Annotated in this window: 21 protein-coding genes; 3 read left to right on the forward strand and 18 right to left on the reverse strand. The window is 63.4% G+C overall.

The window, feature by feature from the left end:
• Positions 1–6: 6 nt before the first annotated feature.
• The 4 genes from LB551_RS27035 to LB551_RS27050 all read right to left on the reverse strand — a co-directional run bounded on the left by LB551_RS27035 (position 7) and on the right by LB551_RS27050 (position 5466).
• Positions 7–1671, reverse strand: a complete 1665-nt coding sequence (locus tag LB551_RS27035; protein ID WP_140550372.1) for an alpha-glucosidase — start codon at positions 1669–1671, stop codon at positions 7–9.
• A 4-nt stretch (positions 1672–1675) separates the two neighbouring features.
• The gene (locus LB551_RS27040; protein WP_224661098.1) at positions 1676–2830 is read right to left on the reverse strand and encodes a carbohydrate ABC transporter permease; all 1155 of its coding nucleotides are present in this window, start codon (positions 2828–2830) and stop codon (positions 1676–1678) included.
• A 1-nt stretch (position 2831) separates the two neighbouring features.
• Positions 2832–3845, reverse strand: coding sequence for a carbohydrate ABC transporter permease (locus LB551_RS27045; protein ID WP_224661099.1), 1014 nt, complete (start codon positions 3843–3845; stop codon positions 2832–2834).
• 265 nt (positions 3846–4110) lie between these two features.
• Positions 4111–5466, reverse strand: coding sequence for an ABC transporter substrate-binding protein (locus LB551_RS27050; protein ID WP_224661100.1), 1356 nt, complete (start codon positions 5464–5466; stop codon positions 4111–4113).
• Between the two features lie 363 nt (positions 5467–5829).
• Here LB551_RS27050 and LB551_RS27055 point away from each other — a divergent pair, with 363 nt between their 5' ends.
• Together LB551_RS27055 and LB551_RS27060 are read left to right on the forward strand one after the other, a co-directional pair.
• A complete protein-coding gene (locus LB551_RS27055; protein ID WP_224661101.1) occupies positions 5830–6858 on the forward strand; it encodes a LacI family DNA-binding transcriptional regulator in 1029 nt (342 codons plus the stop codon).
• Positions 6859–7019: 161 nt separating this feature from the next.
• Positions 7020–8366 carry an NAD(P)/FAD-dependent oxidoreductase gene (locus LB551_RS27060; RefSeq protein ID WP_224661102.1) on the forward strand — a complete coding sequence of 449 codons (1347 nt, stop codon included), beginning with the start codon at positions 7020–7022 and terminating at the stop codon, positions 8364–8366.
• 79 nt (positions 8367–8445) lie between these two features.
• On the opposite strand, the gene LB551_RS27065 is transcribed toward LB551_RS27060, so the two are convergent.
• The 14 genes from LB551_RS27065 to puuE form a co-directional block, all read right to left on the reverse strand.
• Complete coding sequence (locus tag LB551_RS27065; RefSeq protein ID WP_224661103.1) at positions 8446–9879, reverse strand: S8 family serine peptidase; 1434 nt, start codon at positions 9877–9879, stop codon at positions 8446–8448.
• Positions 9869–10537 carry an anti-sigma factor gene (locus tag LB551_RS27070; RefSeq protein ID WP_224661104.1) on the reverse strand — a complete coding sequence of 223 codons (669 nt, stop codon included), beginning with the start codon at positions 10535–10537 and terminating at the stop codon, positions 9869–9871. Before LB551_RS27070 ends, LB551_RS27065 begins: the two co-directional genes overlap by 11 nt.
• Positions 10534–11100, reverse strand: coding sequence for a sigma-70 family RNA polymerase sigma factor (locus LB551_RS27075; protein WP_140550364.1), 567 nt, complete (start codon positions 11098–11100; stop codon positions 10534–10536). Before LB551_RS27075 ends, LB551_RS27070 begins: the two co-directional genes overlap by 4 nt.
• A 274-nt stretch (positions 11101–11374) precedes the next feature.
• On the reverse strand, positions 11375–12226 hold the full coding sequence (locus LB551_RS27080) for an alkaline phosphatase family protein (RefSeq protein WP_224661105.1): 852 nt from the start codon (positions 12224–12226) through the stop codon (positions 11375–11377).
• Positions 12227–12296: 70 nt separating this feature from the next.
• On the reverse strand, positions 12297–13880 hold the full coding sequence (locus tag LB551_RS27085) for an ABC transporter substrate-binding protein (protein WP_224661106.1): 1584 nt from the start codon (positions 13878–13880) through the stop codon (positions 12297–12299).
• 114 nt (positions 13881–13994) lie between these two features.
• Positions 13995–15650 (reverse strand): ABC transporter ATP-binding protein, encoded by a 1656-nt coding sequence (locus tag LB551_RS27090; RefSeq protein WP_224661107.1) that lies wholly within the window; start codon positions 15648–15650, stop codon positions 13995–13997.
• Entirely contained in the window at positions 15650–16474 is an 825-nt protein-coding gene (locus LB551_RS27095; RefSeq protein ID WP_140512801.1) for an ABC transporter permease, read from the reverse strand. Before LB551_RS27095 ends, LB551_RS27090 begins: the two co-directional genes overlap by 1 nt.
• A gap of 11 nt (positions 16475–16485) precedes the next feature.
• Positions 16486–17445, reverse strand: a complete 960-nt coding sequence (locus LB551_RS27100; protein ID WP_140550360.1) for an ABC transporter permease — start codon at positions 17443–17445, stop codon at positions 16486–16488.
• Between the two features lie 15 nt (positions 17446–17460).
• Complete coding sequence (locus LB551_RS27105) at positions 17461–19047, reverse strand: ABC transporter substrate-binding protein (RefSeq protein ID WP_140550359.1); 1587 nt, start codon at positions 19045–19047, stop codon at positions 17461–17463.
• 153 nt (positions 19048–19200) lie between these two features.
• Positions 19201–21186, reverse strand: a complete 1986-nt coding sequence (locus LB551_RS27110) for a CocE/NonD family hydrolase (RefSeq protein ID WP_224661108.1) — start codon at positions 21184–21186, stop codon at positions 19201–19203.
• A 93-nt stretch (positions 21187–21279) separates the two neighbouring features.
• Positions 21280–21873, reverse strand: a complete 594-nt coding sequence (locus tag LB551_RS27115; RefSeq protein WP_224629228.1) for a nucleoside deaminase — start codon at positions 21871–21873, stop codon at positions 21280–21282.
• Entirely contained in the window at positions 21870–22376 is a 507-nt protein-coding gene (locus LB551_RS27120) for an ureidoglycolate lyase (RefSeq protein ID WP_224661109.1), read from the reverse strand. The genes LB551_RS27115 and LB551_RS27120 overlap by 4 nt, the downstream gene beginning before the upstream one ends.
• Entirely contained in the window at positions 22373–23236 is an 864-nt protein-coding gene (locus LB551_RS27125; protein WP_224661110.1) for a bifunctional allantoicase/(S)-ureidoglycine aminohydrolase, read from the reverse strand. Before LB551_RS27125 ends, LB551_RS27120 begins: the two co-directional genes overlap by 4 nt.
• Positions 23237–23246: 10 nt before the next feature.
• Positions 23247–24671: an allantoinase PuuE gene (gene puuE / locus LB551_RS27130; protein WP_224661111.1), complete on the reverse strand. Its 1425-nt coding sequence runs from the start codon at positions 24669–24671 to the stop codon at positions 23247–23249.
• Positions 24672–24872: 201 nt separating this feature from the next.
• Here puuE and uraH point away from each other — a divergent pair, with 201 nt between their 5' ends.
• Positions 24873–25247 (forward strand): hydroxyisourate hydrolase, encoded by a 375-nt coding sequence (gene uraH / locus LB551_RS27135; RefSeq protein WP_224661112.1) that lies wholly within the window; start codon positions 24873–24875, stop codon positions 25245–25247.
• Position 25248 lies beyond the last annotated feature (1 nt).

Below are 25248 nucleotides of genomic sequence, written 5' to 3' on the forward strand. Positions count from 1 at the left end.
TAGAATTCAGTCGATACGCCCGAACCAGGCGCCGTAGCCGCCGAGACGGATGGAGCTGGTGCTCGCCTGTCCCGAAAATCCGTGTCCGGGCAAAGGTTGCAGCGATCGGCCGCCAAGGTCAACCTCCGCCGGCCCCGATCCCAGGTTGAAGACGCAGACGATCTGCTCGTTGCCCGCGCGGCGCGTGAAGGCGACAGTGTCGCCCTGGCTTGCGATGAAGCTGATATCGCCCTTGGCCAGCGCCGGATGGGCGCGGCGGAAGCCGAGAAAACGCCGGTAGTGTTCGAGCAGCGAATGCTCGTCGCCTTGCTGCACATTGACGGCTTGCGACAGGTGCTTGGCCGGCACGGGCAGCCACGGCTTTGCCTGGGAGAAGCCGCCATTCCTGGCGTTGCCGTCCCACACCATCGGCGTGCGGCAGCCGTCGCGGCCCTTGAATTCCGGCCAGAAGCGGATGCCGTAGGGATCTTGCAGATCCTCGAACCGCAATTCGGCTTCGCCGAGCCCCAATTCCTCGCCCTGATAGATGCAGACCGAGCCGCGCAAGGACATCAGCAATGCCGAGATAACCTTGAGATAGGCGGTCGGGTCGGCTTCGTTGGCGGCCCAGCGCGAAGCCGGGCGCATCACGTCGTGATTGGAGAAGGCCCAACACGACCAGCCGTCGCTGGCAACCTTGCCAAAGGTCTCCAGCACCGAACGGACCTTCGCGGCGCTGATCTTTTCCGGCGCCAGGAAATCGAAGGAATAGCACATGTGCACGCGCTTGCCGCCGGCTGTATAGGCCGCGACAACGTCCAGCCCGCGCTGTGAATCGCCAACCTCGCCGACCGCGGCCGTTGCCGGATATTCGTCGAGCAGGGCGCGGAAGCGTTCGAGGAAGCCGAGGTTCTCCGGACGGCTCTTGTCGTAGATGTGGTCCTGGTAGTTGTAGGGATTGACCGCGGGTGCGGTCTGGTCGTTGCGCTGTTCCGGCGGCAGCGGCGGGTTGTTTTCCAGCCCCTGGCTGTGGAAGTAGAAATTGATCGTGTCGAGGCGAAACCCGTCGACACCGCGCTCCAGCCAGAAGCGGGTGACGTCGAGCAGCGCGTCCTGGACTTCACCGTTGTGGAAATTGAGGTCCGGCTGTTCCGCGAGAAAGTTGTGCAGGTAGTATTGCTGGCGGCTGGTGTCCCATTGCCAGGCCGATCCGCCGAAGATCGACAGCCAGTTGTTGGGCGGCGTGCCGTCCGGGCTGGGATCGGCCCAGACATACCAGTCGGCTTTCGGATTGCTGCGATTCGATCGGCTTTCCCTGAACCAGGGATGGATGTCGGCGGTGTGCGACAGCACCTCGTCGATCATCACCTTCAGCCCCAGCCTGTGCGCCTCCGCCGTCAGCGCGTCGAAATCGGCCAGCGTGCCGAACATCGGGTCGACGTCGCAATAATCCGAGACATCGTAGCCGAAATCCTTCATCGGCGATTTGAAGAAGGGCGAGATCCAGATGGCGTCCGCGCCGAGCGCGGCGATATAGGCAAGCCTGCCGATGATGCCCTTGAGGTCGCCGATGCCGTCGCCATTCGAGTCCTGATAGCTGCGTGGATAGATCTGGTAGATCACGGCACCTCGCCACCAGTCGCTATCGACGGCGAGATCGGGCCTCGAACTGGCTTTCAAAGCGGATTGCATGGTTTCAGCCTCCTTTCACCGAGCCTGCGAGCAGCCCACGGACGAAATAGCGCTGCAAAGAGAAGAACACGATCAGCGGCACGATGATGGTCACGAAAGCCGACGTCGTCAGGATCTCCCAGTCGCCGCCACGCGAGCCGAGCAAGGCATTGAGCTTGGCGGTCAGCACGATCTGATCCGCCTCCGTGCCAAGGAAAACCATCGCCACCAGGAGATCGTTCCATACCCACAGGAACTGGAAGATGGCGAAGGACGCCAGCACGGGAAATGACAGCGGCAGCACGATCTTGACGAAGATCTCGAAATCGCTGGCGCCGTCGATGCGCGCCGATTCCATGATCTCGCGCGGCAGGCCGGCAATGTAGCTCCGCAAGAGATAGATGGCGAAGGGCAGCCCGAAGCCGGTATGCGCCAGCCAGATGCCGAGATAGGTCTTGGAGGGCACGCCGAAGAAGGCGCCGACGCCGTTATAGAGCTTCAACAGCGGGATCAGCGACATCTGCAGCGGCACCACCAAGAGGCCGATGATGACCGCGATCAGAAGCGCGCGCCCGGGAAAGCGCATCCAGGCCAGAGCGTAAGCCGCAAAGGCGGCGATGAGGATCGGGATGACGGTCGCCGGGATAGTGACGGTCAGCGAATTCATGAAGGAGCGGCCGATGCCTTCCGAAAACAGCACGGTCCTGTAGTTGTCGGTGGTGAATTTCGGCGGCGCCGAGGAGGCATAGTAGACGCGCTGGCCGCGGTCGCCCTCGAACGCCTTGGGCGAGGTCATGACGAAGCTGCCGTCGGCATTGAGCTGCAAGGTAACGCCCTCGCCGAGATCGGCCGATGTGCCGGCCGGAAATTGCGTCGGTGCCGCCGACTTGACGCCGAAGGCGCTGATCTCGCGCGCCGCGCGATCGCCGAAAATGTTGCCCTGGAGGACGAACTTGCCATCCTTCTCGACCTGCGCCGAGGCGGGCGGCAAGCGTCCGGCTTCGGTCTGGCTGGAACTGGCGAACGAGTTCCACCAGCCCGAGGCGATGATCTGGTCCTTGTCGCGCAGCGACGATACCAGAATGCCGAGCGTCGGCATGGTCCAGATCGCAACGAAGACCAGCACGGCAATGTGAACGCCGAAGCGGCTGGCGAAGGAGTTTCCGGTCGCGACGGTCATCTCAATGTCCTCCCGTCTCTTTGTTGGCCTGGCGTATGTTCCAGACCATGATCGGAATGACCGCGATCATGATGATGATGGCGATTGTCGCGCCGCGGCCGAAATCACCGCCGCCGCGGAACATCCAGTCGAACATCAGATTGGCCAGCACCTGGCTGTTCCATTGGCCGTTGGTCATGGTCAGCACGATGTCGAATACCTTGAGCACCAGGATGGTGATTGTGGTCCAGACCACGGCGATGGTGCCCCAGATCTGCGGCACCATGATTTTCCAGAAGATCTGGAACGGATTGGCGCCGTCGATGACGGCGGCTTCCAGCGTCTCTTCCGGAATGCCGCGCAGCGCCGAAGACAGGATGACCATGGCAAAGCCGGTCTGGATCCAGATCAGGATCACCATCAGGAAGAAATTGTTCCAGAACGGCAGCGATATCCAGACCTGCGGCTGGCCGCCGAAATGCTGGATGATGGCGTTCAGGATGCCGATCTGCGTCTGGCCCTCGCCGCGATACTCATAGATGAATTTCCAGATGACGCTGGCGCCGACGAAGGAGATCGCCAGCGGCAGGAAGATCAGGCTCTTGGCGATCGTGCCCCACCAGATCTTGTCCGTAAGCACGGCGATGATCAGGCCAAGGAAGGTGCAGGCGGCGGGCACTACGGCCAGCCAGAGCACATTGTTGAGAATCGAATTGCGGAACTCGCGGTCGCCGAAGGCCCATTGATAGTTGGCCAGGCCGACGAAATTGACGCCGCCGCGATCGAGGAAGGACAGCCGCAGCGTCTCGACCACCGGATAGATGAGATAGATGGTCAGGATGATCATCGCCGGGCCGACGAACAGCCAGGGCCGGATCAGCCCCTGCCGGCGCAGATTGTCGACGGCGGCGGCCCCCGCGACGCCGCGCGAGGGAAAGGTGACGTCGAGCAGTTTGTTGGCGCCCCAGAAATAGGCGACGCAGCCGCCGACGCCGATGATGATGACGAATATGGCCGAGAAAATCTGAGCCGCCATGGGTCCCTCTCCCTGCACGACCCGCCAGGATGGAAACGATCCTTGCGATTGCGCCGCGCGCCGATCTCGTTGTTTGAGCGCGAGCAGGCAGGGAAGCGTGTGGCTCCGTGCCCGCCGCATGCCGGAATGTCTACGCCGTCACGACTGGAACCTGATCCGTCCCGGTCGGCCGGGCTGGGATGTTGCGATGGGCCGGTCGGATCCGGGCCAGTTTGGCCCGGATCCGCTCGGGAGGTGGAAGCCTAGGCCTCCGCGGGTGCGGCTCTTACTTGATCGCGTCCCAGCTCTTCTGAATGTCGGTGGCGACGTCCTGCGCCGACTTGCCGCCGACCAGGTCGATCATGCCGGTCCAGAAGGCGCCGGCGCCGATCTTGCCCGGCATCAGGTCCGACCCGTCGAAACGGAAAGTCGAGGCGTTGGCCAGGATCTCGCCCTGCTTGCGCAGCGCATCGCTGGCATAGGCATCCTTGTTGACCGCCTTGAACGGGGTGACGAAACCGCCTTCGGCCATCCAGATCTCATGAGCGAGCGGCATCTTCAGGAATTCGATGAAGGCGCGGGCGGCCTTCGAGTCCTTGGTGATCATCGCCAGCGTTCCGGCGCCGAGCACGGGAGTGCCCAGTTCGGGCTTGGACGCGTAGGGCGGGAAGTAGAAGAAATCCGCATCCTGGCCGATCTTCGTGCCTTCCGGGAAGAAGGTCGGGATGAACGACGCCTGATGGTGCAGGTAGCATTTCGGCGGCACCGCGAAGAGGCCCTTGGGGCTGTCGCGGAAATCGGTCGCCGCAACCGCCTTGGCGCCGCCATCGACCATCTTGTCGTCGGTCGCGATCTTGCCGAAGATATCGATTGCGTTGACCACTGCCGGGTCGTTGAACGGGATCTCGTTCTTCACCCATTTGTCGTAGGTTTCCGGAGACTGCGTGCGCAGCATGAGGTCTTCCACCCAGTCCGTCGCCGGCCAGCCGGTGGCGCCGCCCGATCCGAGCCCGATGCACCATGGCGTACCGCCGTCGGCGATGATCTTCTTCTCGAGGTCGGCGAGTTCTTCCTGCGTTTTCGGCACCTTGTAGCCGGCTTCCTCGAAATTGTCGGGCGAGTACCAGACCAGCGATTTCACGTCGGCCTTGTAGGGGAAGGCGAAGAAGCCCGGCTTGCCGTCCTTGTCCTTGAAGGTGCCGAGATCGACCCATGACTGGCCGGCGCCGTAATTGTCCTTGACCCATTTGGCGGTGTCATCGCCGAGCGGCGTCAGGAGACCCTTGGAAGCGAGATCCTGGATCAGGCCGGGTTGCGGCAGCACGGCGATGTTGGGCGGGCTGCCGGCCTGCGTATCGATGACGATCTGCTGCTCGTAATTTTCCGAGGAGGAATATTTGATCTCGGCACCGGTGGCTTCCGAGAAATAATCGAGTACGCCGCGAACCAGGGCCTCGTCCTCGCCGCGCCATGGCCCGAAGATCGACAATGTCTCGCCCTTGAGGTCGACTTTCTTGAGCTCTTCGTAGTTTGCCCAGTTGAAACGCTTGTCCTCGCCCGGCTTGAACTTCAGTTCGGCCTGCGCGGGCGCGCCGAGGGCGAACACGGCAAGCGCGGCGCCCAGCAAAAGCATGTTCTTCATCGGTATTCCCTCCCAGTGGGTCACAAACACCGGACGGAACCTCCATTCCGCCCACCGACGCCGCAGGACTGTGACTCAGTCGGAAAGGAACCGCAACCTTTCGAAGAGTCTTCCAAAGCGCTTTGGCTTTTTCGATCTCGCCATTGAATCGTCCTGAAGTCAAGAGGTGTGACAAGTTAATCGATTTAATCCCGGTATACGTTGCCTGGAATATCGCGCCGCAGCACGCTTTTTTGGCAATGCAGCAGCAATTTATGTTTCAAACCTGCCCCAAGCCCGCCTATGGTCGTCATGATGTGCCGAGCCTGTTGCAAGACTTGGGTCGATTCAATTTAAAAGCGCTTTGAGGAATGGAGGCCTCTCGTGAACCTGAAGCAGCTCGCGCATATGCTGGCGCTTTCGCAGACCACGGTAAGCCGGGCGCTGAACGGCTATCCCGAGGTCAACGAGGAGACGCGCCGGCGCGTCATGGACGCCGCCAAGCGCCATGGCTATCGCCCCAATCCGAGCGCGCGCCGGCTTGCGACCGGCAAGTCCGGAATGATCGGCTATGTCTTGCCGACGGGTGCTGCCGTCGACATCGACCCGCACTTCGTCGAATTCCTGTCCGGCCTCGGCGACTATGCGCGCTCGCACGAGCTCGACCTGGTGCTGTCTCCCGCCGACGCCGACGACCAGGAGACGACTTACCGGCGCATCGTCGCCAACCGCCAGGTCGACGCCGTCTACATCTCCTCGCCGACGCCGGCCGACCGGCGCGTGGCGCTGGTCAATACGCTCGGTATACCCTTCATCATCCATGGCCGCAGCGAAGGTTTCGATTTCGACTATCCCTATCTCGACATCGACAATGAGGGCGCCTTTCACGAGGCAGCGCGACTGCTCGTCCAACTCGGCCACCGGCGGCTGGCGTTGATCAATGGCGATGACCGCGAAACCTTCGCCGTACATCGCGAGCGAGGCGTGCGCCGGGCGCTCGCCGCGAGCGGCCTGACCCTGGGCGAACGCCATGTCTGTTCCGTCGCCATGACCGAGGAGAACGGCTATCGCGCCGCCCGGCGCCTGCTCGAACAGGACGGCGCGCCCACCGCGATCGCCTGCTCCAGCCTGATCATGGCGCTGGGCGTCGTGCGCGCTGTGCGCGATCTCGGCCTGAGCATCCCCGGCGACGTCTCGCTGATCGCTCATGACGACGTCTTTCCCTGGTTGAAGCCGGAGAATTTTTCCGTGCCGCTGTCGACGACGCGCTCCTCGATCCGGCTCGCCGGCGCCCGCATCGCCGAGCGCCTGGCGGCACGGATATCGGGGCTGGAGGAGGGCCCGCGCGGCGAGGTCTGGCCGGTCGATCTGGTGGTCAGGGGATCGGTCGCCGGAGCGCCTGCCCTGGGATAGAGCCAGTCGCTCCGGGGGCCGAGTTAGACCGCTTGCGGGCGTTGCCGGAAAATCGGTTGCAGTGTCATGGATAGTGGTCTGCCTGCACCGCGCTTGCTTTGGCTTTTAGAGGGTGGCAACCAATAAGCCAAAGCCATCAACCAGCTCTCCTGGGTGCCCACTTGCCGATATTCCCGTTCTCCGAAATGGATCCAATCCAACATCCTGGCCCACCACCGAAGCGTTCGGAGGTGGTCATCATTGGTGGCGGCATCATCGGCGTAACGACGGCTCTTTTTCTGGCGAAGCGGAACATTCCGGTCACGCTGCTGGAAAAAGGCCGCGTTGCGGCCGAACAATCGTCCCGAAATTGGGGCTGGATTCGAAAGCAGGGGCGCGACGCAGATGAACTGCCAATTGTCATCGAGGCTTTTCGCCTATGGCGGCAACTGGCTGAGGAATGCGGCGAAGACATCGGGCTGGATCAGACAGGTGTGACCTATCTGGCGAACTCCGACAAGGACATGGCCGGTTTCGAAGAGTTCATGAAGATCGCCGAGATCCATGGGCTCGACACTCGCCTCCTGGACGCGGACGAAACCGCGAAACTCATCAAGGGCATGTCGCGCAAGTTCAAGGGCGCAATGACGACGCCCTCCGACATGCGCGCGGAGCCTTGGTTGGCGGTGCCTGCGCTCGCTCGTCTTGCCGTCCGAAAAGGCGCCAAGATCATAGAGAATTGTGCCGCGCGAACCCTCGAAATCTCAGCTGGCAGGATCAGAGGAGTGTGGACCGAGGCGGGATACATTGAAACCTCCAGCGTACTGGTCGCGGGCGGCGCCTGGTCGTCCCTCTTCCTGAGAAGACACGGCGTCTCCATCCCCCAACTCAGCGTCAGGGTAACCGTAGCCGCAACGGAGCCTATGCCTGAAATCTATGCAGGTGCGGCAGCGGACGAACACATCGCTTTCAGGCGCCGACAGGATGGCGGATACACGCTCGCCCCGGGAGGCAGTAATTTGCTTTACCTGGGGCCTGACGCATTCCGGCACGCCACCAAGTACCTTCCCGCCCTCATGGCCAATCCGCTCGGAACCCGCTACTTTCCGTACGCTCCATCGGGTTACCCTGACAGCTGGTCGATTCCGCGCGATTGGACCCCGGATTCCCGGAGTCCTTTCGAAAGGATGCGGGTGCTCAACCCGGCCGCTGAATGCTCCGGTCTCCGTTCTGTAGAGCGCAATTTCAGACGCCTCTTTCCACAGTTCGAAACAGTTCGCTTGAAGGCAGGGTGGGGAGGCATGATTGACGCCATGCCCGATGTCGTCCCCGTCGTGGACCACGCGCGGGCAGTCGTCGGTCTTTTCGTCGCGACGGGAATGAGTGGTCACGGATTCGGTATCGGACCTGGAATAGGTCGCGTCGTTTCCGACCTGATTCAGGGTAACGCGAGTGGGCATGATCTCAGCCGCTTTCGGCTGTCACGCTTCTATGATGGAAGCGCCGTTCGGTTGGGTCCGGCCCTCTAGATGATGTTTAGTCGAGCATTCGCCCCGTCTCGACCGTCGCAATAGCCGTCGACTGAATTTAGGGGCGTGTCGCCAAGGATCATTCTTTCGCCGTCTCGGCGGCCTTGATGTCCAGCAGCCCGTAGCCGAAATCATCGTCCCGCCCTTTCGAACCGAGATCCCGAGCCGTTGCGGCAAGTGCCTTTTCGATGGCGTCGGCCGAGCGGTCCGGCGCGGCGTGGATGAGATTGGCGATGGCACCACTGACGATCGCCGCCGCAAAAGAAGTGCCGGTGACCACATCCGAGCCCGCGCCGCTCGGCGCCACCATCTCGACGCCCGGCGCCGAGATGAAGACATAGGCGCCGCGATTGGCCTGCGGCATCAGCCCGTCTTTGGCATCGGTCGCGGTCACCGCGATGACGCCGTCGAAGGCGGCCGGGTAGCCATAGGGCGCCTTGGGCCCGTTGTTGCCGGCGGCGGCGACAAGAACCATGCCGAGCGCGCGTGCATTGCGGCAGGCGACGCCGAGCAGGTCGTTCTTCGGACCGACGAAACTCATATTGATGATGCGAACGTCTTGGCTTGCCGCCCAGTCGAGCGCAGCGAGGATGGCGTCCATTGTCGACTTGCCGCCTTCGAAGGCACGTGCGTGATAGATCCTGGCGCCGGGCGCCATGCCCTTGAGCGCGCCGACGCCGGCGATCAGCCCGTCGATCGAGGTACCGTGATCGCGCTTTTCGACCGCCACGTCGGGCATGGCGTCGAACTGGCCGGCGATGACCCCGGCCAGTGCCGGATTGGTCTCGTCGATGCCGGTGTCGATGACAGCGACGCGGACGTTCTCGCCGCTCGCCTGGCTGGGTTCGAGCGCGATGCGCTCGAACGCATAGTTGACGATACCCGCCGCCTGCTGCAGCGAATAGATATGGTTGGGCTCGCGCCGCTGCGTGCGGCCGTCGGCGGCAAGCTGCGCCAGCACGACGCCGACCGGGCGGCCGTCGGGAATGCCGAAGCGCACAAGTGTGGTGCCGAGCAGAAACGATTGCCGCTGCGAGCGCACATCGAGGCCGAAGGAAGCGGCGATCTGCTGCACGGCGCCCGCATCGCCATCGACGGTGACCAGCACCTCGTCGGGCACGAAATCGCCGGCCACGGCGCGTGGCGGCTGAACGGCGATGAGATCGCTCGGCGAGACGATCGGCCCGCCCGAAGGCGGTCCGGCCTGGGTGCCGGCGGGCGGCGTTGCCGGGTCCGGCCGTGGCGTCGGCACCGGTGCCGCGGGAGCGGCCGGATTGGGGAACAGATCGACGATCAGGCCGGGAAGAAACACGGCGTCCGCCGCGCCGCCACTGTTGCCGCCGGCATTGCCGTCCTTGGCACAGTCGGGGCCTGCCGCATTGGCGCCGTCGCGGCAGTCGATCTTTCCCCGGTTGGCATTGGTGTCGTTGCCCTGCGTCGACGCAGGCCCGGTGGCGATCGTCATCGCCGCCGCAAGGATGGCCGCAAATCGAATGACCGCCTCAGCCGCCATCGGCCGGTTTCCTTCCCTCGATCACGGTGTCGGTGAAAGGCTGGGCGGCAACAAGGCCGAGTTGCCTGGCGTAGTCGGCCGCGTTCGCGGCCGGAATGCCAAGCCGGAACACGCCCCCGGCGGCCGGTCCGTCCAGGATCTTCAGTCCGCTGCTGTCGAGAAAGGCGGCGATGTCGGACATTTTCGCGTCGGGCTTGAACTTGACCAGCGCGAACGGCATCTTCGCCATCTCGTCCTGCGCACCCGCGATCTCGAAATTGCCGCTCTTGCCGCCGGGCTGCACGAACGACTGCACCATGACCAGCGCCAGCAGAGCCGCGGCCGCCGCCCAGGCGACGCCGACCGGCAGTGCCATGAAGCGGCTCCAGACCTGCGCCAGCCAGGACGAACCGGCGGCGGCGCGCGCCGGGCCAGCCTCGGCATCGAGCGCCCTGGAAAAGCGGCTCAGCGCATCGGCCGGCGGACGGATCGCCTCATTGATGGCCGCGGTGCTGGAGAATTCGGCCTCCGCCTCGCCAAGAGCCGCCATCGCCGCCGGATCGTTGGCCAGCCATTCCTCGACGGCCTCCAGCTCCGAGCCTTCCAGCGAACCGTTCAGGTAGAACGGCAGCAGCGTTTCCATTTCATCGCGGCGCGACATCTTTTCAGCGGCGCTCATGGCCACCCCCTGTCGTAACCGGCGGCCTTGAGGGCCTCGCCGAGCTTCTTGCGGGCATAAAACATCCGCGTCTTGACGGTCGCGACCGGGATGTCGAGCACCTCGCCGATCTCGGTCACCGATTGCCCCTGATAATAGGCGAGATCGATGACCACACGATGCTCATGCGGCAAGGCATCGATGAAGCGGCGCAGGGCGGTGCTCTTGTCCTCCTTCATGGTAACGATCTCGGGTGTATCGGCGCTGTCGGGCACCGCGGCGGCGGCCTCGTCGTCGATCCAGTCTTCCTTCTTCTTGCGCAACAGCGACAGCGCCTTGAAGCGGGCGATGCCGAGCAGCCATGTCGAGACTTCGGAACGTCCCTCGAAACCCGGCGCCTGGCGCCACAGTTCGAGGAACACCTCGTTCGCGATATCGTCAGCCATCATTTCCGATCCCGTCTGGCGCGCCACGAAGCGGTATATCCGCGCGTGGTGGCGCATGAACAGGAGCCGCACGGCGGCCCGGTCGCCCTTCGCGACCCGCTCGACAAGCGCGCGATCGGTTTCCATCGCGGCCGTCATGGCCGATCGAGCCGCCTGGCTCCTGCCTGCTCTGTCGCTGATCGGTCCAAAAAGGTTCATCCTCCGCCAAGGAATTTGCGGAGGCTAACCGAAGAAGATGAGCGTTGCCAGTAGGTGTGCTTTTTCCTTCTCCCCTTGTGGGAGAAGGTGGATCGGCGCGCTAGCGCCGAGACGGATGAGGGGTGTTCCAGCGGAGTGAGGCGTTGGTGTTCTCTGGAGCACCCCTCATCCGTCGCCTGCGGCGACACCTTCTCCCACAAGGGGAGAAGGGGAGCTAGCGCAGGAAAGGCTTCGCCTTCATCGTCGCCGGCACCGGCACGCCAAGCCGGCTCAGAACCGTCGGTGCCACCTGCAATTGGTCGAGCAGCGTGTCGGCATCCGGTCCGGTGCCGCCGCCGAAATAATACAGCGCGAAATCCTGCATCTCGTCATCATGGCCGCCATGGTGGCCGCGGTCGGTCTGGCCATGATCGGCGGTGACGATCACCTCATAACCGGCATCGCGCCAGCGCGGCAGGAAAGCGGCCAGCATGCCGTCCATCGCGTAGCAGGCATGGTCCATTTCATGACAGTCATGGCCGAAACGGTGGCCCATCGAGTCCAGCGTACAAGTGTGCAGGATGCCGTAGTCGATGCCGTGGCGGCTGCTCAGCATGGTCAGCGTGGCGAACAGGTCGACGTCGCTCGGCGTCATCTGGTTGCGCGCGTTGTAGCCGGTCATGGTGTGGAAGCGGCCATGCGTGATCGGCCCGCCCGGCTCGTCATACTCCATGTCCTCGACGAGGTCGAACGGGTAGGAACGGAAGAACTCCGACCAGTAGGAGTGGGTGACCGCGCCGGTTGTGCCGCCGGCCTTGGTGACCTCCGAGAAGATGTCGGGCTGGCTCACGCGGAAGCGGTTCTCGTTGGAAAGAATGCCATGTGCCTGCGGCGGCACCCCGGTATGGATCGAGGCGTAGCAGCAGGCCGAGGTCGACGGCAGCACCGAACGCATCTTCCATACCCGCGCTTCGCCCGACTGCACCCAGCCTTCGAGATTGCCCATCAGTCGGCGCCAGTTTCGGTACGGCACGCCGTCGAGGATGATCAGCAACAGTTTGGTCTTGAGCGCCACGAGCTGCTCCATGCGATTGTCGGGTGAAACGAGCGCGCCGCGTGTCGCACGGACGCGCGGCGCTTTCGGCAGGGACCTGACGTCAGGCGTTCAGCCAGCATTCGCCAAGTGCGTAGCCGTCCATCATCTCGCCGATCGGGCTCTTGGCGAAGCCGCCGACCTTGTTGGTGGCGGCGTCGATGAACTGGTTGAAGAAAGGCACGATCAATCCGCCTTCGTCGCGCATCAGCACGGCCATGTCGTGATAGATCGCCTTGCGCTTGTCCTGGTCGAGCTCCCCGCGCGCGGCAAACAGCATCTTGTCGAACTCGGGCCGCTTGAAACGCGTGTCGTTCCAGTCGGCGCTCGACACATAGCCGGTGGAATACATCTGGTCCTGCGTGGCACGCCCGCCCCAGTAAGACAGCGAGAAAGGCTGCTTGTTCCAGACCTCCGACCAATAGCCGTCGCCCGGCTCGCGCTTGATCTCGATCTTGATGCCTGCCTTGGCGGCACTCTGCTGATAGAGCTGTGCCGCATCGACGGCCCCGGGGAAGGCGACGTCGGAGGTGCGCAGCAGGATCGAGCCGCTGTGGCCCGACTTCTTGTAGAGCGCTGCAGCCTTTTCCGGGTCGAACTTGCGCTGTTCTATGGCCGAAAACAGCGGATAGGCCTCGTTGATCGGGAAGTCGTTGCCGACCGAACCATAGCCGCGCAGGATCTTTTCCAGCATCTCGTCGCGGTCCATGGCGAGCTTGAGCGCCATCCTGAGATCGCCATTGTCGAAGGGCGCGGTGTCGCAGAACATGTTGAACGGGTAATAGCCCTTGCCCGAAACGTTCTCGATGCTGACGCCGGGGATGCGCTTGACGAGATCGACCACCTTGGGCTCGACGCGGTTGATCATGTGCACCTGGCCGCCCTGCAGCGCCGCCAGCCGCGCCGTTGCGTCGTTGATGACGACGATCTCGACCTGGTCGGCATGGCCCGCCTTGTCGCCCTGCCAGTAATTGGCGAAGCGCTCGCCGCCATGGCGCACGCCCGGCTGGTTGACGGTCACCTTATAGGGGCCGGCGCTGATGCCCGCGTTCGGATCGTCCTTGCCGCCATTGGGCTGGATGACGAGATGATAGTCGGCCATCAGATAGGGGAAGTCGGCATCGGCATCGGCGAGCGTGACGACGACCTCCTTGCCGCTGGCCTTGATGCCCTTGATGTTCTTGAGAATGCCGAGTGCGCCCGACTTCGACTTCTCGTCGGCGTGGCGCTCGATGGTGGCCGCGACATCCTCCGCGCCGACCGTCTTGCCATTGTGGAACTCGATGCCGTCGCGGATCTTGATCGTCCAGGTCTTGGCATCTTGGGAAGCGCCGATGTCCTCGGCGATCAGGTTGACCAATTTGTTGTCGGGGGTGAGGCGGACCAGATATTCGCCCCACTGCTTGCCGAAGCTGAAGGTGACCTGGCTGAGGTTCAGCGCCGGATCGAGGCTGTTCGTGGATTCGCCGCCCTGCAGGCCGGCCTTGAGAATGCCGCCCTTGACCGGGGTCTGTGCGAAGGCTTTCCCGGCTAGCGTCGTTGCCAGCGCCGCCGACACGCCCAATGCCGCGGTGCGGCCCAAAAAGTCACGCCGCGATATCCGGCCCTGGCCGGCGAGTTCAGCGAGATGGTCGAGTTCAGTCTTCATGTCCTACCCCTTTTTGAAACAACCGCACACAGGCGATGCCGTCCGAAGGACGTGTGGCCCTCCAGTGTTGCATGAGGATGACGTTCGTCATCTCCTTGACTGGCGAACTGCTGGCTAGTTCCCGGCGCTCGCCATGCGTCGCCCCTTGATCGCCTTTTCCAGCCAGCCGATCTCCATTTCCGGAACCGAGGACAACAGGAGGTCGGTATAGGCATCGAAAGGCGGTGTGAGCACCTTGCTTTTGGAACCGTAACGGACCACCTCGCCGCGATACATCACCGCGATCGAATCGGCGATCGACCTTACCGTCGCAAGGTCGTGGGTAATGAAGAGATATGCGACCTTCTCATGCTGCTGCAGGTTCAACAAAAGCTTGAGAATGCCGTTGGCCACCAGCGGGTCGAGCGCCGAGGTCACCTCGTCGCAGATGATCAGCTTCGGTTTGGCGGCGAGCGAGCGGGCGATGCAGACGCGCTGCTTCTGGCCACCCGACAGCTCCGCCGGATAGCGGTCGATGAAGCCTTTGCCCATCTCGATCTCGTCGAGCAATTCGGCGACGCGCCGATCTCGCTCACGTCCCCGCATGCCGAAATAGAACTCGAGCGGCCGGCCGATGATGGTGCCGACGGTCTGGCGCGGGTTCATGGCCACGTCGGCCATCTGGTAGATCATCTGCAGCTGCCGCAAGTCCTCCTTCGGCCGGTCGGCAAGCCGGTTGGCAAGCGGGCGCCCGTCGAAGGTCACCGTGCCCTGTTCAGGCGGCAGGAGCCCTGTGATGGCGCGCGCCAGCGTCGACTTGCCGGAGCCGGACTCGCCGACCACTGCCAGCGTCTGGCCGGGATAGATATCAACGGAGACGTTCTTCAGCACCTTGACATGGCCGCCGCCATAGGCGGCGGTGACGTTCTTTACGGACAGGAATGGCGAGGCGCCGGGTTTCTGCTCGGCGTGTTCGATCTCGTGCACGGACACCAGAGCGTTGGTGTATTCCTGGCGCGGTTCCTTGATGATCTGGCGGGTGCCGCCCCATTCGACCAGCCGGCCGTGACGCAGCACCATGATCTCGTCCGACACCTGGGCGACGACGGCGAGGTCGTGGGTGATGTAGAGCGCGGCCACATGCGTGTCGCGGATGGCGTCCTTGATCGCCGACAGCACGTCGATCTGCGTCGTCACGTCGAGCGCGGTCGTCGGCTCGTCGAAGACGATCAGGTCCGGTTCCGAGCACAGCGCCATCGCCGTCATCACACGCTGCAGCTGGCCGCCGGACACCTGGTGCGGGAAACGCTCGCCGATGGTTTCGGGATTGGGCAGGCTCAGCTTCTTGAACAGCGCGACGGCGCGTTTCTCGGCCTCCGCGCGCGTCGCCCTGCCGTGCAGGAGGGTGGCTTCGACAACCTGGTCCATCAGCCTGTGCGCCGGGTTGAAAGCCGCTGCCGCCGACTGCGCGACATAGCAGACCTCGCGGCCGCGCAGCTTGCGGAAACCTTCCTTGCCGCCCTTGAGGATGTCGCGGCCGTTGAGGAGCACCTCGCCGCCGGTGATGCGCACGCCGCCGCGTCCATAACCCATCGAAGACAGGCCGATGGTCGACTTGCCGGCGCCGGATTCGCCGATCAGGCCGAGCACCTTGCCCTTCTCCAGCGTCAGCGAGACGTCATGGACGAGCGTGATGGTCCTTGGCGCTTCCCCCGGTGGATAGACCATGGCCTCGATGCGCAGGTTGCGGATATCGAGGAGCGGGCTGGACTTCGCTTTGCTGTCGGCCATCATCCGCGTCCTCCTTTCAGGCTTGTCGTGCGGTTGAGCACCCAGTCGGCGACGAGATTGACCGAGATCGCAAGCGCCGCGATCGCGGCCGCCGGTATGAGCGCCGCGGCAATGCCGAAGACGATGCCGTCCTTGTTTTCCTTGACCATGCCGCCCCAGTCGGCATCCGGCGGCTGTACGCCGAGGCCAAGGAAGGAGAGCGTCGACAGGAACAGTACGGCATAGATGAAGCGCAAGCCGAGTTCCGAGACCAGCGGCGACAGCGCATTGGGCAAGATCTCGCGGAAGATGATCCAGGCGCTGCCTTCGCCGCGCAGCTTGGCGGCTTCGACATAGTCCATGACGTTGATGTCGACTGCGACCGCGCGCGACAGGCGGTAGACGCGGGTCGAGTCGAGAATGCCCATCACCAGGATCAGCGTCACCAGGTTTGTCGGCAGCACCGAGAGCACGACAAGGCCCATGATCAGCGTCGGGATCGACATCAGGAGATCGACGAGGCGCGACAGCAGCGTGTCGAACCAGCCGCCGAACACCGCCGCCGAAAAGCCGAGAATGGCGCCAAGCGAGAAGGACAACGCCGTGGCGAGCACTGCGATGAACAGGGTGATGCGCGCACCATAGATCATGCGCGACAGCAGATCGCGGCCAAGGTTGTCGGTGCCCAGCCAATGCGCCGCCGACATCGGTTCCCAGACGTCCCCGACGATCTCGCCATTGCCGTGCGGCGCAAGCCAGGGCGCGAAGATGGCCGCCAACACGAACAGGGCCGTCAGCACCAGGCCGACCAGTGCGGGCACGGGGATGCGTTTGATGTCGAGCATGCCCGCCCTCTTCATTTGGGGTGCCTCAGGCGCGGATTGGCGACGATTGCCGCTATATCAGCGACGATGTTGAGGCCGATATAGACGGCGGCAAAGATCAGTCCGACCGCCTGCACCACCGGCACATCGCGCTTGGTGACGTGATCGACTAGATACTGCCCCATGCCGGGATAGACGAAGATCACTTCGACCACGACCACGCCGACGATCAGATAGGCGAGGTTGAGCATGACGACGTTGATGATCGGCGCGATGGCGTTCGGGAAGGCATGTTTGCGGATGACCGCGAAAGCCGAGAGCCCCTTAAGCTCGGCGGTCTCCACATAGGCCGATTGCATGACGTTTAGGATCGCCGCGCGCGTCATGCGCATCATATGGGCAAGCACCACCAGCGTCAGCGCCGCCGCCGGCAGCGCGATCGCCTGCATGCGTTCACCGAAAGGCATGCCGTCATAAACGGTCGAGATGGCGGGGAACCACTGATGCTGAACCGCGAAGTAGAAGACCAGCAAGTAGCCGATGAAGAATTCCGGGAAGGAGGTCGAGGCGAGCGCCAGTCCCGAGATCAGCTTGTCGACCCAGCCATTGCGGTAGCGCACCGCGATCAGGCCAAGCGTTAAGGCTAGGGGAATGGCCACGATCGCCGCCCAGAAGGCGAGGAACAGCGTGTTCCACAGCCGGCCTTTGATCGATGTCGCGATGTCCTGTCCGCTCGACATGGCGGTCCCGAGATCGCCGGTCAAAACGCCGCCGAGCCAGCGGAAATACCTGATATAGGCCGGGTCGTTGAGACCAAGCTGCTCACGCAGATTGGCGAGCGATTCCGGTGTCGCCGACTGCCCCAGGATGGCTTGCGCGACGTCGCCGGGCAGGATCTGTGTGCCGGCGAAGATCAGGACCGAGACGGCCAACAAAAGGAGGATGCCCAGCGCGACGCGCTGGGCCACCAGTTTCACGATAGGTGAGGACATCTGGGCAAGGCCGGCTCAGGCTTCGAGCCAGCACTTTGCCAGGGCGTAGCCATTCATCAACTCCTGGTGCGGATCGTCCACCCAGCCGCCCACCTTGGCGCCGGTGGCGTCGATGAACTGGTTGAACATCGGCAGGATCAGGCCGCCTTCGTCGCGCACCATGACGGCCATGTCGTGATACATCGCCTTGCGCTTGGCCTCGTCTAGCTCGGCGCGCGCCGCCAGCACCATCTTGTCGAAATCCGGGCGCTTGAAACGCGTGTCGTTCCAGTCGGCGGTCGACAGGTAGGCGGTCGAGTACATCTGGTCCTGGGTCGAGCGTCCGCCCCAATAGGAGGCGCAGAAGGGTTGCTTGTTCCAGACCTCGTTCCAGTAGCCGTCGCCCGGCTCGCGCTTGAGCTCGATCTTGATACCGGCCTTGGCGGCGCTCTGCTGGAAAAGCTGGGACGCGTCGACGGCGCCGGGGAAGGCGACGTCGGAGGTCCTGAGCAGCACCGTGCCGTCATGCCCCGACTTCTTGTAGTGGAACTTGGCCTTGTCCGGATCGTATGTGCGCTGCTCGATCTCGGTGAACAGCGGGTAGGAGGCATTGATCGGGAAATCATTGCCGAGCGAACCGTAACCGCGCAGCACCTTCTTCAGCATTTCTTCGCGGTCGATCGCCAGCTTTAGCGCCATCCTGAGGTCGTTGTTGTCGAACGGCGCCGTATTGCAGTGCATGATGAAGACGTAGTGGCCCGGTCCCGCATGGTTGCGGATGGTGACGCCAGGCACGCGCTTGATCAGGTCGACGATCTTCGGCTCGACGCGGTTGACCATGTTGACCTGGCCGCCCTGCAGGGCTGCCGTACGCGCCGTGGCGTCGTTGATGACGATGATCTCGATCTGGTCGGCATGGCCCATCTTGTCGCCCTGCCAGTAATTGGCGAAGCGCTCGCCGCCATGGCGCACGCCGGGCTCGTTGGTGGTGACCTTGTAGGGGCCCGCCGAGATGCCGGCATCGGCCTTGTCCTTGCCGCCATTGGGCTGGACGATCAGGTGGTAGTCGCTGAGCAGGTAGGGCAGATCGGCATTGGCCTCCTTCAGCGTCAGCACCACTTCCTTGCCGCTGGCCTTGATGCTTTCGATGCCTTTCATGTAGCCGAGCGCGCCGGACTTCGACTTCTCGTCCGAATGGCGCTCGAGCGTGGCGGCGACGTCTTCGGCTGTCACCGTCTTGCCATTGTGGAATTCGACGCCGTCGCGGATCTTCAGCGTCCAGACCTTGGCATCGTCGGACGAGCCGATCTCCTCGGCGATGCGGTTCTCGAGCTTGCCCTCGGGGGAAAGCTCGACGATCAGTTCGCCCCACATCTTGCCGAAAGCGAACGGCACCTGCGTCATGAACAGGGCTGGATCCAGGCTGTTGGTGGACTCGCCGCCAACCAGGCCTGCCTTGAGCGTGCCGCCCTTGACCGGGCCGGCTGCTCGCGCCGCGCTCGAAAGCAGCGAGTTGGCGAAGGTCGCGGTGACGCCGAGCGCTGCCGCCCGGCCGAGAAAATCACGACGGCTGAGCTTGCCTGAAGCGACACGTCGGCTAAGGAATTCCAGTTCGTTTGACATTTTGAGTTCCTCACTCTGTTGGTTCGACCTTAGTGGTCGTTTTCTTGTTTCTTGTGAGGGGAATAATGACCGCAAGGGAAAGCGGTAAGCAAGACCGAATGCGACATGCCGTGGCGTAAATGGCACGTCGCAATTGGACCAATGCCTTGCCGCTCAAACAAGCGAGCGCGGAACCGCCTGTTCGAAATCGCGTTCGAAGACGAGTTTTTCGCCTTCGTAAGCTTCAATTCGGGCGCTTACGATGAAGTTTTTGGCGTCCGAGCGTATTTCGGCCGATGTTTCGGTGCGCACCGACCATCCGCTTCGCGACAGGGTTTGCGTCCAATGCGTGCGTCCCCCGGCCGACAACGGATCGTCCGGGTGGATCGTCCAGGTCTCGCGGGCGATGCTGCCGTTCGCCAGGCCATGTGCAAGATCGCGCACCTCGCCGAAATCGTCTTCTATGGAAAGCGTGACGATGCCGGTCTTCTCGTCGCGGTCGACGCGGCGTTCCGAATTGGCCGGGCGGATGGTCTCGGTTGCCCAGGGAGAAGCGGCCTCCGGCGCAGCGAACGTGACCTCGTCGCTTGTCGCCAGCGGGCGCAGCGGCAGCTTCAGCGTCGCCGCCGACAGGCTTAGGCGGACCGGCTCCGGCGAGGGCCAGATCATGGGCCAATAGGCGTTCGAGACGGCTATGCGCAAATGGTGGCCGGCCGGCACGCGATAGGCGCACTGGTCGAGCACGACGCGTGCGGAAACGCTCTCGCCGGGGACAAGCGCTTGCGGGAATTCGTGCGAGAGGCGATGCGTGAGGTTGAGTACGCCATAGGAGATCAGCTCGGAGGCGCCATCGGGATGCACGTCGCAAAGCCGCACCGCGATGTTGGCCTGCGGGCGGTCGCAGGATAGCCGGACCTCGACTTCCGGCGCGCCGACGATGTCGATCGCCTCGGCGAGTTCCGGCTGGTCGAAACACACCGACAGCGCGTCGTCGGGGCGCTGGTCGCCCGGCAATTCCGGGCCGAAGGTGAACGGGAAATACTCACCGCCGGCCAGCCCGCAGCTTTGCGGCGAAGCGATGGTGGCGGATTTACCGCCCGCCGGGACCAATTCGATCGTTTGCGTCTTGATGTCGGGCGAAGGCCACTTCCGCTCCGCCACCCAGCGGCCCGGCCGTTCCGGGTGCCAGCGCGCTGGCCGCACGCTGTCCATCACATAGGCGCGGTAGGCCGGGTCGGCCTCGACGCCGGTCTCGATGCCCTTTAGCCAGCGATCCCACCAGCGCAGCGCTTCCTGCAGGAAGCCGATTGCCGGCTGGGGCGCGGCATAATGCGGGTATTTGTGGATCCACGGGCCGACGATGCCTTTGACCGGCGCCTCGATGTTGGCGACGAGATGCGAGATGGTGTTGCGGTAACCGTCATGCCAGCCACCGATCGACAGCACCGCGGCTTTGACGGCGGAGAAGTCCTCACAGATCGAGCCGCGTTTCCAGTAGGCGTCGCGGTGCTGGTGGCTGAGCCACAGCGGCAAAAGGAAGGCCTGGTTCTCAAGCCGTGTCAGCCACAGGTCGCGCCATCTGTTGTCGCCCGCGATCAGCGGGTCCGGCGGCCGTGACGAATAGGACAGCATCGTCGAGGCCCAGCCGAAATTTTCCAGCAGCAGGCAGCCGCCCTTGTAATGGATGTCGTCGGCGTAGCGATCGACGGTCGAGCACAGGCTGATCACCGCCTTGAGCGCCGGCGGCTGCATGGCCGCCACCTGCAGGCAGTTGAAGCCGCCCCAGGAAATGCCCATCATGCCGACATTGCCGTTGCACCAGGGTTGGGCCGCCGCCCAGGCGATGACGTCGCAGGCATCCTGCAATTCCTGCTCGGAATATTCGTCATCCATCAGCCCTTCGGAATCGCCATTGCCGCGCATGTCGACACGGATCGAGGCATAGCCGTGGCCGGCGAAATAGGGATGCGTCAGCTGGTCGCGAAAGATGGTGCCGTCACGCTTGCGGTAAGGCAGGTGCTCGAGGATGACAGGCACCGGATCGTCGCCGGCGTCCTCGGGCATCCAAATCCGCGCCGACAGCCGGCAGCCATCGGGCATGACGATGCCCATATCGGGGAATTCGACGACCTTGCGGGGAAATTCGGTGACGGTTTTCATGGGCTGGCATAACGCCCCGCTACGCGGCGATTTTCAATCGCCATTCGCGACTGGAGCAGCGAAATATGCGACCTGTACCGCTGCTTGGTGCCCTCAGTTCAGCGGAATGTCATTCTCGGCCTTGTTCGCCTGATAGTCGCCAGAGAGCGCGTCATAAAGTGCTGCAATCTTGCCGATGCGCGCCTCCAGCCGCGCGCGTTCCGCCTCGGGCAGTGCCCGCACCAGCCTGGGTATGGAAAAACTCTTCCAATAGGCGTTCTCGGCATTGTAGCCGCCGGGATCGAGGGTGAAGACCTCTTTCAGGATTTTCAGATCGTGCGGGATGGCGAAGCTGTCGCGTGAGTCCTCATGAGAGAAAAGGTAGTAGAAATTGTCGAAGCCGGTCCAGGTGATCGCCGACAGGCAGAGCGAGCAGGGTTCGTGCGTGGCCAGGAAGATGGCGTCCTTCGTGTCGACACGTTCGGCTTTGGGCATTTCGTAGAAGCGTTTCAGGCAGTGCACTTCGCCATGCCAGAGCGGGTTTTCGATCTCGTTGTTGGTTTCGGCCAGCACCAGCGAGCGGTCGCCTTTCTTCAGGATCGCCGCGCCGAACAGCTTGTTGCCATGGGCGACGCCTTCCTCCGTCTTCGGCACGATGTCGTGCTCGATAACATCGAGCAGGCGGTCGATCAACGAAATGTCGGTCATCGCAGGGTCTCGTCGGCGAGATGAATCTCGTAGGCGTGCGAAAAATGGAATTCTTCGAGGTTGGAGCCGTCGCCGCCACGGTCGACGATCAGGAAATCCTGGGGCTCGCCGATCGGCGTCAGCACGCCATGCCAGAGATTGCGGCGGTAGTTGATGCCCTGCCCGGGCGCGGTGATGAAGGCATGCGGCTCCCCCGGACCGTCCTTGCCGTCATGGCAGACGACGACCAGGAACGGTCGTGGCGACAGCGGGATAAAGGCCTGGCTGCCGAGCGGGTGACGCTCGACCATGCGCAGCGTGAGCGGCAATCCGTAAGGCGTGCCGCGCACCATCGAGATCAGCACGCGGGCGTTCGGCCCTACCGCCTCGGCGGTCGCCAGATCATGGTAGCGCTCGGCCTTGCCGCCATTGATCGGGTAATGGTTGTCGCCGCCCATGTCGATGACATCGCCGAACGGGGCAAAGCCCTCGCGGGTCAACGGCCGCGCGACGATGCGGGTCACGGCGCACGCCCCGCGATCTCGGCACCGCCGAGCTTGGCGTGCCGGTTGACGTCCTTGTAGAGCAGATAGCGGAATTTTCCCGGTCCGCCGGCATAGCAGGCCTGCGGACAGAAGGCGCGCAGCCACATATAGTCGCCGGCTTCCACCTCGACCCAGTCCTGGTTGAGCCGGTAGACGGCCTTGCCTTCCAGCACATAGAGCCCGTGCTCCATGACATGGGTCTCGGCAAAGGGAATGACCGCACCAGGTTCGAGGGTGACGATGGTCATGTGCATGTCGTGGCGCATGTCGGCCGGATCGACGAAGCGCGTCGTCGCCCAACGGCCGTCGGTACCGGGCATCGGCGTCGGCCCGATGTCCTGCTCGTTGGTGAAGAAGGCTTGCGGGACCTCGAGACCGTCGACTACCTCGTAGGCCTTGCGAATCCAGTGGAAACGGACATCGGCCTTGGCCTCGTTGCGAACGGTCCAGCCGCTCGACGGCGGCAGGAAGGCGAAGCCGCCCGGCTGCAACACATGTCTTTCGCCGGCAAGCAGGACGGTCAGTTCGCCTTCGACCACGAACAAGGCGCCCTCGGCGCCGGCATCGGGTTCCGGCCGGTCGCTGCCGCCGCCGGGCGCGACCTCGACGATGTACTGCGAAAACGTCTCGGCAAAGCCCGACAGCGGCCTCGACAATATCCAGACGCGGGTCTTGTCCCAGAATGGCAGGGCGCTGGTGACGATGTCCTGCATCACGCCCTTGGGGATGACGGCATAGGCCTCGGTGAAGACGGCGCGGCCGGTCAGAAGCTCACTCTGGCCGGAATGGCCGCCATGTGGAGCATAATAGGTTCGCTCGGGCATCCTGATCGTATCCATGGGTTCAAACCTATTGCGGAAGCATGTCCTTGAGGCGGAAGAGCGCGATGCGCTCGACCTGTTTGCAGGCGGTCTCGAATTCGACGCCGCGGCTGTTGCCGATGCGCCTTTCGAACTCCGCCAGGATTTCTTGCCTGGTCTTGCCCTTCACCGCGACGATGAACGGGAAGCCGAAGGTGGTGACGTAGGCGGCGTTAAGTTTGGAAAACAGCTCGCGCTCCTTGTCGGTCAGCTCATCGAGGCCGGCCGAAGCCTGCTCCCTGGCCGATTCAGCCGTGAGCCGCCTGGCCGTTGCCAGTTTCCCGGCAAGGTCAGGATGGGCGTTGAGCACGCCGAGCCGCTCGGTTTCGCTTGCGGCGCGGAAGACGCGGCAGAGCGCATTGTGCAGACCGCCGACGCTGTCGTGCGCCGGGCCAAGTTCCAGCTCGTAGGCGCGCTCGGCTATCCACGGCGAATGTTCGAAAACGCCGCCGAAAGCATGCACGAAGGCTTCGAATTCCATCCTCGAAGGGCGCAGCACCGGCGGCTTGTATGGATGGGTCTCGCGCCAATGCCTGGCGATGTCGATGCGCCGCGCCAGCCAGACCCTGTCGTGCGACTTCACATAGTCGACGAAGCGCTTCAGCGCCGCCGCCCGCCCCGGCCGCCCGACAAGGCGGCAGTGCAGGCCGATATTCATCATGCGCGGCCGCCCAGCCTTGCCTTCGGCATAAAGCGTGTCGAAACTGTCCTTCAGATAGGCGAAGAACTGGTCGCCCGAATTGAAGCCCTGCGGCGTGGCGAAGCGCATGTCGTTGGCATCGAGCGTGTAGGGGATGATGAGCTGCGGCCTGTCGGTCCCCTCATCCGCGAACCAGTAGGGCAGCTCGTCGTCATAAGTGTCGGAGACGTAGTCGAAGCCGCCTTCCTCTGCCACCAGCCGAACAGTGTTGACCGACGTCCGGCCGGTGTACCAGCCTGTCGGACGCGCGCCTGTCACTTCGTAGTGCAGCCGGATCGCCTCCTTGAGGTCGCGGCGCTCGTCCTCGGCGCTGTGGTCGCGGTAGTCGATCCATTTCAGCCCGTGCGAGGCGATCTCCCAGCCGGCATCCTGCATCGCCGTCACCTGGTCGGGCGAGCGGGCGAGTGCCGTGGCGACGCCGTAACAGGTCACCGGCACCTCGGCCTCGGTGAACAGGCGAAGCAACCGCCAGAAGCCGGCCCGCGCCCCATATTCGTAGATCGATTCCATGTTCCAATGGCGTTGGCCGGCCCAGGGAGCCGCGCCGACGATTTCCGACAGGAAGGCTTCCGAAGCCTTGTCGCCATGCAGGACGCAGTTCTCGCCGCCTTCTTCGTAGTTGACGACGAATTGCACGGCCACATGCGCGCCGCCGGGCCATTTCGGATCCGGCGGATTGGCTCCGTAACCGCGCATGTCTCTGGTGTAACGCATCGTCCCTCCCGCGGGGCATCGCCCGAAGTATGATCAGGATATCGAAAGGGTGCTTCTCGCATTCCCCCGAAAATTTTTGAAAGTGTTTTTGTCGCACTCCGCTCGACCGGGACTTATGCATCGCCTTTAATTGGCGCACAATTCATCAGTAATGTTTGGCTGTACCGGCCGGTTTGTTCGTATTGGAATGGGAGGCGGGCAATGGCAGAAACGTCGAAAGCCGATGGGGGGCGTCTGACGACCCATGTCCTGGACACCGCGACAGGCAAGCCCGCGGCGGGATTGTCGATCGCGCTCTATCGTATCGATGGTTCTACCAGGACGCATCTGAAGACGGTCGCCACCAACGCCGACGGCCGCTGCGACGCACCGCTTTTGGCCGGCGCGGATTTCCAGACCGGCGAATACGAGCTGGTTTTCGCCGCTGGCGACTATCTGCGGCGCCAGGGAACGAAACTGCCCGAGCCGGCCTTTCTCGACACCGTGCCGATCCGCTTCGGCATGGCGGATGCCGTGCACTATCATGTGCCGCTGCTCGTCTCGCCCTATGGCTATTCGACTTACAGGGGGAGCTGAG

It is taken from the genome of Mesorhizobium sp. BR1-1-2 (genome assembly GCF_020165435.1).
Taxonomy (GTDB): domain Bacteria; phylum Pseudomonadota; class Alphaproteobacteria; order Rhizobiales; family Rhizobiaceae; genus Mesorhizobium.